The organism is Paenibacillus sp. 481 (assembly GCF_021223605.1).
In the GTDB taxonomy this organism is placed as follows: domain Bacteria; phylum Bacillota; class Bacilli; order Paenibacillales; family Paenibacillaceae; genus Paenibacillus_B.
The window spans coordinates 4,845,267-4,860,828 of record NZ_CP075175.1; the positions used below are offsets into that span (position 1 = coordinate 4,845,267).

General features: G+C 45.0%; 1 protein-coding gene. It reads left to right on the forward strand.

The genetic code is table 11. The features are described from left to right. Positions 1 to 160: 160 nt before the first annotated feature. Complete coding sequence (locus KIK04_RS21355) at positions 161 to 15,490, forward strand: non-ribosomal peptide synthetase (RefSeq protein WP_232275635.1); 15,330 nt, start codon at positions 161 to 163, stop codon at positions 15,488 to 15,490. The last annotated feature ends 72 nt before the right edge of the window (positions 15,491 to 15,562 follow it).

Here is a 15,562-nt window from a genome sequence, read left to right on the forward strand (position 1 = left end):
TGCATCTCTAACATGTATCTTTCAAACATCTCATGACGAAGCAAAATCAATTCGGCGTGTACGTATTCCAATCAAGCATTTGCCGAAGTAAGGATTTATTATAAGTCAACTTAATGAAATGATGTTAAAAATCATCATTGATTACAAGAGGTGCAGAGATATGAGTAAAGATATCATTCAGTCGTTTTCGTTAACACATCCCCAATTAAGAATTTGGTACTCCGAATTATTTTACCCGGGCAAAAACGTTTCTGGCGTTTCTGGAACAATGAAGCTCAAAGGTAATGTGAACATCGACGCTTTTATGCAAGCTATGCAATTGTTAATTAAGCAAAATGACGGTCTCCGGATTAAAGTCATTGCCGAAGATGGGGTTCCTAAACAATATGTAGAAGATTATATCGAAAAACAATTTGAAGTTATTGACTTTTCTCAAGACGGACAGGAAAGTAAAGCAACAGAGTGGCAGCAGGAGCATAACCAGATGCCTATTACGCTGTTGGATTCGGTTCTATATAAGATAACCTTTTTGAAGATCAGTGACGAAGAGTACTGGTGTAATGTTAGAACGCATCATATTATTTCAGATGGTATTTCTATGAATATAATCGGAAATCAAATTGTCCAAACGTACTTGGAATTGACGAATGGGGTGTTCGTTGAGAAAGGCCCGAACCACTCTTACATCGATTTTATTCATGAAGAGCAGCAGTATGAACTGTCAAATCGTCATGAAAAAGATAAATCATACTGGTTAGAAAAGTTCAGCACATTACCTGAGGTAACAGGGTTGAAGTCATACAATCCTCTAACGATGAGCACTTCAGCGAGACGGAAAGCGATAACGCTGAGCGATGAACATTATCAGGCCATTAAAGCATTTTGTGAACAAAACAATATCGGCGTACTCACTTACTTTTTATCCGTATTGTACATTTACATCCACAAAATAACGAATCAGAACGACATTGGAATCGGAACGTTCTACGCAAATCGGGTAACTAAAAAAGAAAAAGAGATGTTAGGAATGTTCGTAAGTACGGTTACGACACGCTCGTTCGTAGATCCAGAGATGGATATCATTCCATTTATGAAGAGCGTTGCGAAGGATCAGACATCGATCTTACGTCATCAGCGGTATCCTTACAATAAACTGATCCAAGATCTGAAAGAGGCTCAACCACACGGCGATATCGAGGATCTATTTGGCGTTACGATTCAATATCAGCCTATGAGTTTTGTGCATTTAGATAATGATTTAAGTGTAGAATTTCAAAATCAATTTTGTGGTGAAGTCGTTAATGATTTGGATATTCATATTATGGAGTTTATGGATAAAAAACAAATCATTCTGGATTTTGATTACCGCATTCATCTATTTGAAGAAGATGAAATTGCGCAAATCATCCAACAGTTCATTACAACCTTAGAGTCGATTATTAACGCCCCACAGCAAAAAATTGGCGATGTTTCATTAATTAGCGAAGATGAAAAAAATAAAATTTTAAACGTCTTTAATGATACAGCAGCGGATTATCCAAAAGAGAAGACGATCCATCAAATGTTTGAAGAACAGGCAGTGAAAACTCCTGAGCAAGTAGCGATTGTAGGTGAAGATAAGCAATACACATACCGCGAGCTAAATGAGCAAGCTAACCGAATCGCACGATCCTTGCAACAACGGGGTGTGAAGTCCGGAAGTGTTGTCGGTCTAATGGCGGATCGTTCACCGGATATGGTAGCCGGGGTACTTGGTATTTTGAAGACGGGAGGTTGCCTTGTCCCAATCGATCCACAGTATCCAGTTGATCGTATTCAATACATGATGGAGGACAGCGGCATTCGGTTACTGCTTACTGAAGCGACTCGAATCGAGCAGGTACAGGCACAATTTGCAGATGTAGAATTGCTTGGCCTCACTCACAATCAGGGGATTGAAGACGTCTCTAATGTGGTGTCAAATGGAGCGTCCAATGATCCGTTGTACATTATTTATACATCTGGGACAACAGGTAAGCCTAAGGGTGTAATCCTTGAGCACCGCAATATGGTCAATCTGCTACATTTTCAATATAGGGATACTAATATTCCGTACGACAAGAACGTACTTCAGTACTTCACAAGCAGCTTTGATATGTTTTATTTGGAGACTTTATCTACGCTTGCTGCGGGTGGGTGCTTGTTCGTTATTGACGAAGAAGCGAAAAAAGATACGGACTACTTGTTGTCATTTATTAATCGTTGGCATATCGATGTCGTGCTGTTCCCAACAGCGTTGACCAAGTTTTTGTTCATGGAGAGCGGCTTGGCTGAGCGCTTTCCAACGTGTGTACGCCATATCATTACCGCTGGCGAACAATTAGTCGTACCGGAGGGATTAGCAGAATTCCTACGCCGTAACCAAGTGTGGCTGCATAATCACTATGGCCCATCCGAGACTCACGTGGTCACTACGTTGACTATTTCACCTGATGAAGCAGAGGCCGGAGTACCTACGATCGGTAAGCCGATTTCCAATACAGCCGTTTATATGTTATCCGAAAGTGGCTTAATGCAGCCTATCGGGGTACCAGGAGAGCTGTACATTTCAGGAGATAATGTGGGCCGGGGCTACATAAATAGAGATGATTTAACTTCAGAAAAATTCGTTGCTGATCCGTTCAAGCAAACCGAGAGATGTTACCGCACAGGAGATTTGGCTAAATGGCTAGCCGATGGAAGCATTGAATTTTTAGGCCGGATCGATCATCAAGTGAAAATTCGTGGTTACCGGATTGAATTAGGCGAGGTAGAAACGCAGCTATTGAATATGGATTCTATCAAAGAAGCAATCGTAATTGCGAGAGAAGACGCAGCTGGACAGAATCTGTTATATGCATACTACGTAGCAGATAAGCAACTGACTGTAGGAGATTTAAGAGGTGCGCTGTCACATGAACTTCCAGCATATATGATCCCGTCCTACTTCGTACAGTTGGAGCAGATGCCTTTTACTCCAAATGGGAAGGTTGATCGCAGAGCATTGCCTTTACCAGAGGGAAGCTTACAAACGGGCGTCGAGTATGTAGCCCCTCGAACACCAGCGGAAATACAGTTGGCCCAAATATGGCAAGAACTATTAGGAATATCGAATATTGGGGTGTCAGACAACTTCTTTGAAATTGGTGGGCATTCATTACGTGCCACGATGCTGGTATCTAAAATTCAGAAGCAGATGTTCAAAACTGTGCAACTGCGAGACATCTTTTTGTTACCGACAGTTGAACAGCTGGCACAATACATGGATGGAATGGATCAGACAACGTATGCAGCCATTCCTATTGTGGGAGCCAGAGAGTATTACCCTGTGTCCTCAGCACAAAAACGGTTGTATATGCTAAGTCAAATCTCTAGTGGTCAACTCAGTTACAACATGCATGGCGTTATGCTTCTGACAGGCGCGCTAGAACCAGAGCGAGTCGAAGCGACGTTCTGCGAGCTAATTGAGCGTCATGAGACACTGCGGACAAGCTTTGACGTTGTGAATGGCGAACCGATTCAGCGAGTGCATGCTACGGTTGGATTCAAATTGGAACATGTAACAGGGCATGCGGATCAAGTTGACGAACTGATCCAACAGTTTGCACGTGCGTTCGAGCTTAAACAGGCACCACTTATACGGGTAGGACTGCTCAAGCTTGAATCTGAACGTCACTTATTGTTGTTTGATATGCACCATATTATTTCTGACGGGGTATCCATTAGTATTTTGATGCAGGAATTTACACAGCTATACAAGAGCATGGCTTTGCCTCCATTGCGTATTCAATACAAGGATTACGCGGTGTGGCAACAAGCGGAAGTTTCCAGCGAATCAATGCGACAGCAGGAACAGTACTGGCTGGACGTATATAAAGATGAAATTCCAGTGCTGGACATGCCGACTGACTATGTGAGACCTGCCATGCAAAGCTTTGAGGGCGACACGCTTGAATTTACGATCGACACACATCATAGCAATGCATTAAGACAGATCGCGGCGGATACAGGCTCAACCCTATACATGGTACTATTAGCGGCTTATACGACATTGCTTCATAAATATTCAGGTCAAGAAGATATCGTTGTCGGAACTCCGATTGCGGGCCGTGGACATGAAGATGTAGGACAGCTGATCGGTATGTTCGTTAATACGCTAGCTCTACGTAATTATCCTTCGGCTGAGAAGTCGTTCTCTGAATATGTACAGGATGTAAAAGAAAAAGCGCTTAAAGCGTATGAGCGTCAAGATTTTCCTTTTGAAGAACTGGTAGAAAAGTTAGACGTAAAGCGGGACACCAGCCGAAATCCACTGTTTGATACGATGTTCGTCCTGCAAAATACGGAGCGACAAGAGCTTGGGATGGATGGTGTACAGGCTGAACCGTATCCGATCAAACATACGATATCCAAATTCGATTTAACCTTATCCGCGATCGAGACGGAGGACATCATAGTATGCAGCTTCGAGTACGCCACCTCATTGTATAAACAAGAAAGTGTGCTTAGAATGGCTGAGCACTTTAGTCAGTTAATTACGGCTATCGTAGATCATCCTCACACAACGCTTTCATCTATTGATATCATCACACCACAAGAAAAAGTGCTGCTTGGATTATTTAACGATACTTCAACAGATTACCCACAAAACAAGACTATTAATCAGTTATTCACAGAGCAGGTAGAACGTACACCAGATCAAATAGCGGTAGTCCATGATGACAAGCAGCTAACGTACCAGGAGTTGAACGAGCGAGCGAATCAGCTTGCACGGGCGTTAAGAGCTGAGGGAGTACAGACCGATGAGTTGGTCGGAATCTTTGCTGATCGATCGTTGGAGCTGATCATCGGGATGATCGGGATTTTGAAAGCTGGCGGAGCTTACGTGCCGATTGATCCAGACTATCCGGAAGATCGCATCAATTATATGCTGGAGGATTCAAACGCCCGATTGTTAGTCGTTCAAAATGATCGACGCGGGTCACAGCTTGCATTTTCGGGTAAAATCATCAATTTGAGCGATGCACAGCCTTATATCGAGCTAGAGCCGCAACTTGATGAGCCAGCCGCTTATAACAACTTGGCGTATGTTATTTATACATCAGGCACAACAGGCCAGCCAAAAGGGGTAATGATTGAGCATCGTAGCGTTGTTCGTTTAGTTAAAAACACAAATTATGTTGAGTTAAATGAAGAAACACGCATTTTGCAGACAGGATCTGTAGTATTTGACGCTTTAACATTTGAAATATGGGGAGCGCTGCTGAACGGTGGACGGGTACATGTGGTGTCCAATGACGTTATCATGGATCAGAAACAGCTGCGGCAGGCCATTCAGAAGTACGAAATAAACACGATGTGGATGACAGCTCCATTGTTTAACCAACTCACGCAGCAAGACAGCAAGCTGTTTGAGGGAGTAAAGAGCTTGATTATCGGAGGCGACGTATTATCTGTGGCGCATGTGAATCGCGTGCTACAGCAAACTCCGGCATTAAACATGATTAACGGATACGGCCCAACGGAAAATACAACTTTCTCGACCTCTCATTTGATTCAAGGGCAGCAGGAGGGCGCTGTGCCAATTGGCCGTCCTATCCATAACTCCACGGGGTATGTGGTGGATAAAAGGATGCGTCTTCAACCAATCGGAACATGGGGCGAGTTAATCGTTGGCGGTGACGGTGTCGGCCGAGGGTACTTAAATAGGCCAGAACTGACAGCGGAAAAGTTTATAGACAGTCCTTTCCGTGCAGGCGAGCGCTGCTACCGGACAGGGGACATCGTACGCTGGCGTGCGGATGGAACGCTTGAATATAAAGGACGTATCGACGAGCAAGTTAAAATTCGCGGATACCGCATTGAGCTTTCCGAAGTGGAGGCCCAGCTTCTCAATGTTGCGCTCATTCAAGAGGCGGCTGTCATTGCACGCCAAAATGATAACGGCCAGAAATATATGTGTGCGTATGTTGTAGCAGAGCAGCCGATTAACGTGAATGAACTCCGAAGCGCAATGTCGCAACATTTACCGAACTATATGATTCCGTCCTATTTTGTACAATTAGAGCAACTGCCGCTCACGCCGAATGGAAAAGTCAATCGTAGGGCGCTGCCTGCACCAGACGAGACAAGTGTCCACACCGGAGTTGAGTACGAAGCACCGCGTACAGGGGCTGAACAAACGCTCATTTCCATTTGGGAAATGGTATTAGGTGCAAAGAAAATTGGTATTCAGGACAATTTCTTCGATCTTGGTGGAGACTCGATTAAATCGATCCAAGTTTGCTCGAGATTGTTCCAAGAAGGTTACAAACTGGAAATGAAACATTTATTCCAGTACCCGACGGTGGCCGAGTTAAGCCATCATTTGCAGCCAGTTGGTAGAATTGCTGACCAAGGTGAAGTGACCGGATTGGTGAAACTTTCCCCCATTCAGCAATGGTTTTTTGAGCAACAATCACCTGAGCCGCATCATTTTAACCAGTCGGTCATGTTATACCGTGAGCAAGGTTTTGATGAGGCGTTACTGCACAAAGTGATGAAAAAATTGGTTGAACATCACGATGCTTTGCGAATGGTGTTCCGTACACAGCCGAACGAAGTGGGTTACGAAGCGTGGAATCGAGGCGTCGATGAAGGCGATCTATATAGCTTGCAAGTGATCAATGTTAAAGAAGTGCCTGATTCTGAACGGGACGAAGCCATAGCAGCTAGAGCCACTAGCATTCAAAGCAGCATTCATTTAGAAGCAGGGCCTCTGATCAAGCTAGGGTTGTTTCAATGTGCTGAAGGCGATCATTTGCTAATTGCGATTCATCATTTGGTCATCGACGGGGTTTCTTGGCGGATTTTGTTTGAAGATATTTCGTCAGGCTACGAGCAAGCTGTGCAGGGACAAGACATTCGTCTTCCGCAAAAAACGGATTCGTTCCAAGCATGGTCGGAACAATTGTCCCAGTATGCCATTAGTCAAACATCAGTGATCGAACGTGAGCAGGCCTACTGGCAGAAGCAGTTCATCGATCCATCAACTCATTCACTATTGCCAAAGGATATGCAGCCGGACGAAAGTGGCGCACATGCAAAGTCGCTGCTTAGTGATAGTCAGATGATGACGGTGCAATGGACCGAGCAAGAAACGGAGCAATTGCTGAAACAAGCAAATCGGGCCTACAACACGGAAGTGAATGACTTGCTGCTGACGGCATTAGGCATGGCGATTCATACTTGGACAGGTATGGAGCGGGTTATGATTAATCTCGAAGGTCACGGAAGAGAAGCAATCCTCTCCGATGTCGATATTACACGTACGGTTGGATGGTTTACGAGTCAGTACCCAGTCGTGCTCGAAATCGGTGCAAATAAAGAAGTGTCGCATCGAATCAAAAGTACAAAAGAAGGCTTACGTCAAATCCCGCAAAAAGGGATTGGCTACGGGATATTAAAATATTTGTCCGGCCTGCAAGAGAGCCCTACATTTAAATGTAAGCCAGAGATCAGTTTTAACTATTTAGGTCAATTTGATCAAGATCTGCAAAATAGTGCGCTTCAATTATCTTCTTATTCGCGTGGAGAAGATATTAGCGGCCTGATGGAGAAGAAGTATGCACTGGATGTAAATGGCGGTATCTCCGGAGGATCTTTGAAGCTGACCATTAGTTACAGTTGCAAGCAATATTACAACGACACGATGGCCCAACTAGCTGAGTTATTAAGAACGAGCCTTTTGGAAATCATTTCTCATTGTGTTGCGAAAGAAAAGGTAGAGCTAACGCCAAGTGACGTTTTAATGAAAGAAGTTACCATTGAGGAGCTGGAGTCGCTTGTAGCGGCTAATGAACATGTAGGCGAAATTGAGGATGTCTATGGATTGACACCGATGCAGACAGGTATGTTGTTCCACAGCTTAATGGAGCCGAATTCGGCCGCTTATTTTGAGCAGGCGACATTTGATTTACAGGGAAGCTTCAATGTAGAGCTATTCGCCCAAAGCTTGAATGGGCTAGCAGCTAGACATCAAATTTTCAGAACGAATTTTTATAGTGGGTGGAAAGATACTCCTGTTCAAATTGTGTATCGGAAAAAGGATGTTGAGTTCCATTTTGAAGATATAAGTGGAATGCCAGAGGAGCAGCGCGAAGCCTACATTTCTAATCTTATTAAAGAAGATAAAGCTAGAGGATTTAAGTTGACTCACGATTCGCTGATGCGCATCACCATCTTACTTGTGCAACCAGAAACCTACCATTTTGTATGGAGTTTCCATCATATTTTAATGGACGGCTGGTGCTTGTCGATCGTCACGAAAGAAGCTTTCGGAAACTACTTTAGTATGTTGGAACAACGAAAGCAAGAGCTGCCGACGGCTACGCCTTACAGTCAATTTATCGAATGGCTGGAACGCCAAGATCAAGAAGAAGCTGGTCGCTATTGGAACAATTATTTAGCGGGATACGAACAACAGACGCTGCTACCTAAGATCACGACAAACAAAGTAGATGGCTATGCAGCTGAGCAACTAACTTGCCCACTTGATAAGTCACTGAGTGAGGGTATGAATCGGGTTGCAAAGCAGTACCAAGTAACCATTAATACGTTGATGCAGACTGCTTGGGGTATGGTGCTCCAAAAATATAATCACAACGATGATGTTGTCTTCGGCAGTGTGGTGTCTGGAAGACCGTCTGAAATTGCAGACGTGGAACAAATTATCGGCTTGTTCATCAACACGATTCCAGTACGTATTCAGAGCGAATCAGGCGAAAGTTTTGCTGACGTGATGAAAAAGATTCAGGAGCAAGCACTGGCATCTAACGCCTACGATACGTATCCACTTTACGAAATTCAGGCGCAGAGCGAGCAGAAGCAAGATTTGATTAATCATATTATGGTATTCGAAAATTACCCAGTGGGAGAGCGGTTGGAGCAGCTGGGAAGTGGTAGTAAAGCAAGCTTTTCGATAGCCAATATTGAAGTAACTGAGCAGACCAACTATGACTTTGATTTGACCGTGATGCCCGGGGAAACGATATCCATTATATTCGGGTACAATGCACACGTATACGATCTAGAAACGGTCGTACGCATTCAAAATCATCTTATTCATGTGCTGAAGCAAATCATACACAATCCACAAATCAAGGTGGAGCAATTGGAATTGGCTTCAACTGAAGAACAAGAGCAAATTTTGGACATTTTCAATGCAACGGCAGCAGACTATCCGCAGGAGAAGACGATACCTCAACAGTTCGAAGAGCAGGTAGAGCGCACCCCGGATCAGGTTGCGATTAGATTTGATGATAAGCTGATGACTTATCGGGAGTTGAACGAGCGTGCGAATCGCCTAGCGCGAACGTTAAGATCCAAGGGAGTGCAAGCGAATCAGCTTGTAGGTCTGATGGCAGAGCGTTCTTGTGAGGTCATTGTTGGCATCATGGCGATTTTAAAAGCGGGCGGCGCCTATGTGCCAATCGATCCGGATTATCCGGAGGAGCGAATCAGCTATATGCTGAATGACTCGGGCACGCAGTTGCTGCTGACACAGCATCATTTACAAGAGCGTGTCCATTATGAGGGCACGGTACTCTTGCTTGATGAGGTTCACGCCTATGAAGAGGACGGTTCAAATTTAGAGCTTATTCATGAGCCTAAAGATTTGATTTACGTAATCTATACATCAGGCACGACGGGTAATCCTAAGGGTGTTTTAGTCTCGCATCAGAATGTGTGGAGCTACGTTCATCATTTTGTGGAGACGTTTAACATTCAGGCTACGGATCGGATTTTGCAGCAGGCTTCGATATCGTTCGATACGTCAATCGAGGAGCTGTATCCAGCTCTAATGACTGGGGCCAGCATTGTTATCCTAAGCAAGGATGACGTGATGAATGCGCAAATCTTGTCTGAACAAATTAGAGCACAGCAAATAACGGTCGTCACTTGTTCGCCATTGTTATTAAATGAATTGAATCAATGGTTAGGGGATGTCCATCCGGTAAGGCTGTTTCTTTCCGGTGGAGATGTGCTGCGGAAGGAATATTATTCTAACTTGCGTGGCGCGGATGTATATAACACATATGGGCCAACCGAAGGAACGGTATGTGCGACGTATCATCAGTGCTCTGGTAACGAAGGGTCTAGCGTCCCGATCGGTAAGCCAATCGCGAATAAACGCGTGTACATTTTAAATCGACATAGTAAACATAGTCAGCATGGTAAGTACTATCAGTTACAGCCGATCGGTGTACCAGGCGAGCTATGCATCAGTGGAGTAGGTACCGCTATTGGATATTTAAATCGTCCAGATTTAACTGAAGAGAAATTCGAGGCGGATCCATTTGTAGCAGGCGAGCGCATATACCGTACGGGGGATTTAGCGAGATGGTTGCCTGATGGCAGCCTTGAATATTTAGGACGGATTGACGATCAGGTGAAAATACGCGGATACCGTATCGAGCTCGGCGAAGTGGAGGCTCACTTGCTGCAAGTAGAAGGTGTGCAAGAGGCAGTTGTCGTTACTCGAGATGATGAAACAGGAGCCAAAGTGTTATGCGCCTACTTCGTATCTGATAAGTTGTTACCTTCGAGTGAATTGAGAACGGTGATGTCTCAACAACTGCCGAGTTATATGCTTCCAACGTACTTTGTGTCGCTGGAGCGGATGCCGTTGACACCGAATGGAAAGCTTGACCGTAAGGCTTTACCAGCACCAGAGGGCCTAATCCAGACTGGAACGGCATTCCAAGCACCGCGGACACCAGTGGAGCAGAAGCTGGCGGAAATATGGCAAGATGTGCTTGGCATTCCAGAGGTAAGTGTGCTTGACAACTTCTTTGAAATTGGCGGCCATTCGTTACGTGCTACGACGTTGGTAACTAAGATTCATAAGGAAATGAACAAGCAGGTACCGCTTAGAGATGTATTCCAGCATCCAACTATTGAGCAAATGGCGGTCTTAATTACAAGCAAGGCGCAAGCGGTGTACACTACTATTCCTGCCGTAGCAGAACGAGCGTACTATCCGGTATCTTCCGCACAAAAGCGGCTATATATTTTAAGTCAGCTTGAAGGTGGAGATTTAAGCTACAATATGCCGGGTGTTATGATCCTTGAAGGCAAGCTTGATCGGGTACGCTTTGAAGACTCATTCCGGAAGCTTATTTCGCGTCATGAGACGCTGCGAACCGGATTTGAATTTGTGAACGGTGAACCAGTACAACGAATTCGCCATGACCGTGAGATCAAATTTGCCGTACAGGTTCAATCAGCGAGTGGTAAAGACAAGGATGAACTGGTCCGCGACTTTGTACGTCCGTTTGATTTGACGCAAGCACCGTTACTACGGGTAGAGTTAGTTGAGCAGGAACAGGATCGATATGTACTGTTGTTTGATATGCATCACCTGATTTCAGACGGCGTTTCGATGAACATTTTGATCCAAGAGTTTGTTCAGCTTTATGGAGGCGAAGAGTTGCATCCGCTTCGTATTCAATACAAGGATTATGCGGCGTGGCAGCAAGCAGGCATAAACAGCGAATCGATTACTGAGCAGTCTGTACATTGGTTAGATGCCTTTAGCGGAGAACTGCCTGTGCTTCATATGCCAACCGATTTTGCGAGACCAGCTGTGCAAAGTTTTGAGGGAGCAACTTATGATTTTGCACTAGGGAAATCAGTTAGTGATCGCTTGAAGCAGCTTGCGGAACAGACAGGAACTACGTTGTATATGGTGTTATTAGCAGCTTATACGACGTTGCTGTCTAAATATACAGGTCAGGAAGATATCATTGTGGGTACGCCAATTGCAGGCAGAGCGCATGCGGATTTGGAGCCTATGATCGGTATGTTTGTAAATACGTTGGCGTTGCGTCATTATCCAACAGCGGAAAAGACCTTCTTCAACTATTTGCAGGAAGTCAAAGAAAGTTCGATCAAAGCATTCGAAAATCAAGACTATCCGCTTGAAGAATTGATTGAGAAGCTTCACCTGAAAAGGGACATGAGCCGTAATGCCCTGTTTGATACGATGTTTGCTCTGCAAAACACAGAGCAGCAGGAAATTAACATCGAGGGATTGAGTCTCAAGTCGGTTCCAAGTATCAACACGGTATCTAAAGTTGACCTGACATTGGAAGCATTCGAGGAAGCCGAGGCAATTACATGTAGCATCGAGTATAGTACCGCACTGTACAAACGCGAAACGATAGAGCGGTTGTCAGCGCACCTTATTCAACTGCTCGATGTCATTGTGAACGATCCACAGACGACAATTTCGTCTATAGAGATGATAACAAGAGCTGAGCAGCAGCAAATATTGGAGGCATTCAACACGACAACAGCTGATTATCCACGGGATAAGTCCATCTCTCAATTGTTCGAAGAGCAGGTGGAGCGTACGCCGAATCAGGTTGCGGTTAGGTTTGATAGTCAGCAACTGACGTACCGAGAGCTTAACGAGCGAGCGAACCAGCTTGCACGAACGTTAAGAGCAGAAGGTGTGGCGGCAGACCAACTAGTTGGCATTCTAGTGGAAAGATCTTTAGAGATGATCGTAGGCATCTTCGGTATATTGAAAGCGGGAGCCGCTTATGTGCCGATTGATCCAGCGTTCCCTGTGGAGCGTATCCGCTACATGCTGGAGGATTCAGCAGCGAAGGTAGTTGTGCTGCAACGCCATTTACAGGAGCGTACTCCACATGCTTATTACACAGGTAAGCTCGTGCTGTTGGATGATGCGCAAGCGTACCATGAAGACGCTTCGAACTTGGAGCCGCTTGCTGGACCAGAGCATTTGGTCTATGTACTCTATACGTCAGGTACGACAGGTCAGCCGAAAGGCGTTATGATTGAGCACAAAAGTGCCATCAATACGATCCATTGGTATTACGAAAAATATGTGAAAACGATCAATCCTCATCTATTGTTGACGGCAGAATATACGTTTGATCCGAGTGTGGAACAAATATTCTCTACGTTACTTCACGGAGCTACACTTCATTGTCTACGAAAAGAATCGCTGCTAGATAAGCGATTTGTGGCAGAATATGTGACCCAGTATCACATAAACATCCTAGACACATCCCCATTACTCATGCAGGAGCTCTTAGCAGATGATGACAAGCTGGACAGCTTAAACATCCTCATTTGCGGAGGAGAGCGACTGGAAGATCGATTGAAGGACAAGCTTGTACAAAAAGGATATACGCTGTACAACCATTACGGCCCTACGGAAGCGACGATTGATGCGCTCGCAAGTTTGTGTGAAGCAGATACGAAGGTATCGCTAGGCAAGCCGATTCCAAATGCGAATGTATATATTTTAGACAGTCAGCGGCACCTACAGCCTGTTGGCATCGTCGGAGAGTTGTACATTGCGGGTGACGGACTGGCAAGAGGATATTTGAATCTTCCGGAGCTGACGGCAGAGAAGTTCGTCGACCATCCGTTTGCAGCAGGAGCGCGGATGTATCGCACAGGCGATTTGGCAAAATGGCTGCCGGATGGAAACATCGAGTTTGTCGGTCGGATTGACGATCAAGTTAAAATCCGTGGTTATCGGATTGAGCTAGGCGAAGTGGAAGCGCAGCTAGCAAAAGTCGCGACCATAAACGAAACGGTCGTCGTAGCTAGAGCGGAAGCAAACGGGGAGAACGAGCTCTGTGCATACTTTGTCGCAGAAGAGCAGCTTCATATAGGTGAACTGAGAGCGGTATTAGCACAAGCATTGCCAATCTATATGATCCCGTCCTACTTCGTACAGTTGGAGCAGCTGCCACTTACGGCGAACGGGAAAATTGACTATAAGGCGCTGCCTGCACCGGAGGGAAGCGTGCAGACCGGAACTGAATATGTCGCACCGCGGACGCAAGAGGAGGAGCAGTTGGCTCAATTATGGAAGGAAGTACTGAGTATTTCCGACGTTGGGGTCAGAGACAACTTCTTTGAAATTGGAGGCCATTCGTTACGTGCCACGACGTTGGTAGCTAAGATTCATAAAGAAATGAACAAAACTGTGCAGATACGCGAAGTATTCCTCTATCCAACGATCGAACAAATGGCACACTTGATCGTGGACAGAGAGCAAAATACGTATTTAAGTATTCCGATTGTTGGGGAAAGAGCATATTACCCGGTATCATCCGCACAGAAGAGACTATACATTTTGAGTCACCATGACGGTGGCGAGCTCACTTACAATATGTCGGCGGTATTGACAATCGAAGGCGCGTTAGACCGCGCAAGGCTTGAAGAAGCGTTCCGGAAGCTCATTTCCCGTCATGAGACGCTGCGAACCGGATTTGAGTTTGTAAACGGAGAACCGATGCAGCGTATATACCGTGAAGTAGACTTTTTCGTTGAATATGCACAGATCGGAACATCAGCCCAGACAGAGCAGACTCCGCAAGCAGAAATCGATCAGCGGATTCACAACTTCGTGCGAACATTTAACCTTGAACAAGCACCGCTTCTTCGCGTCGGCTTGCTTGAAATCGAACCGGAACGTCATGTGTTGTTGTTCGATATGCATCATATTATTTCCGACGGCGTGTCCATGGGAATTGTAATTCAGGAGTTTACGCAGCTATATGAGGGTGAAGAAATAGCTCCCCTTCGTATTCAATACAAGGATTACGCCGCTTGGCAGCAGCAAGAAATGCTTAGTGAACGCTACCAGCAGCAAGAACAGTATTGGTTGGAGCAATTCGCGGGAGAACTTCCAGTATTGAATTTGCCACTTGTGTATCCGAGGCCGGCTGTGCGTAGCTTTGAAGGCGCGCACTTCGAATTTGAGATTGCGAATAGCTTGACGGAACGCTTAAACCAGCTGGCGGTAAATAGCGGAAGCACGATGTATATGTTGCTATTAGCTGCATATACGATCTTACTCTCCAAGCATAGTGGACAAGAGGATATTATTGTAGGAACTTCGGTTGCGGGACGCGTATCTGATGAACTGGAGCCGCTTATCGGGATGTTTGTTAACACGTTGGCATTACGGAATTACCCAGCACAAGAAAAATCATTCGGTGCGTATTTACAAGAACTAAATGAAAGAACACTGGAAGCGTTCGAACATCAAGACTATTTGTTTGAAGAACTGGTGGACAAGCTGAACATTAAACGGGACCCACGCCGTAATCCATTGTTTGACACGATGTTTGTGATGCAAAATACAGAGAACAAAGAACTTGATATCGAATCCTTATCCTTTATTCCATATGTCCAAGCTGATGTCACCGCTAAGTTTGACTTGACATTGTCAATGAGTATGGACACAGGGGGCATGAAAGGTACATTTGAATACTGCACCAAATTGTTTAACCAATCAAAAATGGAGCAGTTGTCGAATGACCTGGCGCACATTTTATCCCTTATCGTAGATACGCCATCTATGAAACTGGGAGAAATTGAAATGAAAAATACAACCAAAGATCATGCTGCGGTAGTTGAATCCATCGATTTTGCGTTCTGATTGTAAGGTTCTGTCACGAGAGTGTGCTATTCATTTACTGAATAGCACACTCCTTATCTTCATCTTATCAAA

What these genes read in the sequence shown, in the direction of transcription:
- KIK04_RS21355 (WP_232275635.1), top strand. Translation starts at nt 161, where the DNA reads ATGAGTAAAGATATCATTCAGTCGTTTTCGTTAACACATCCCCAATTA.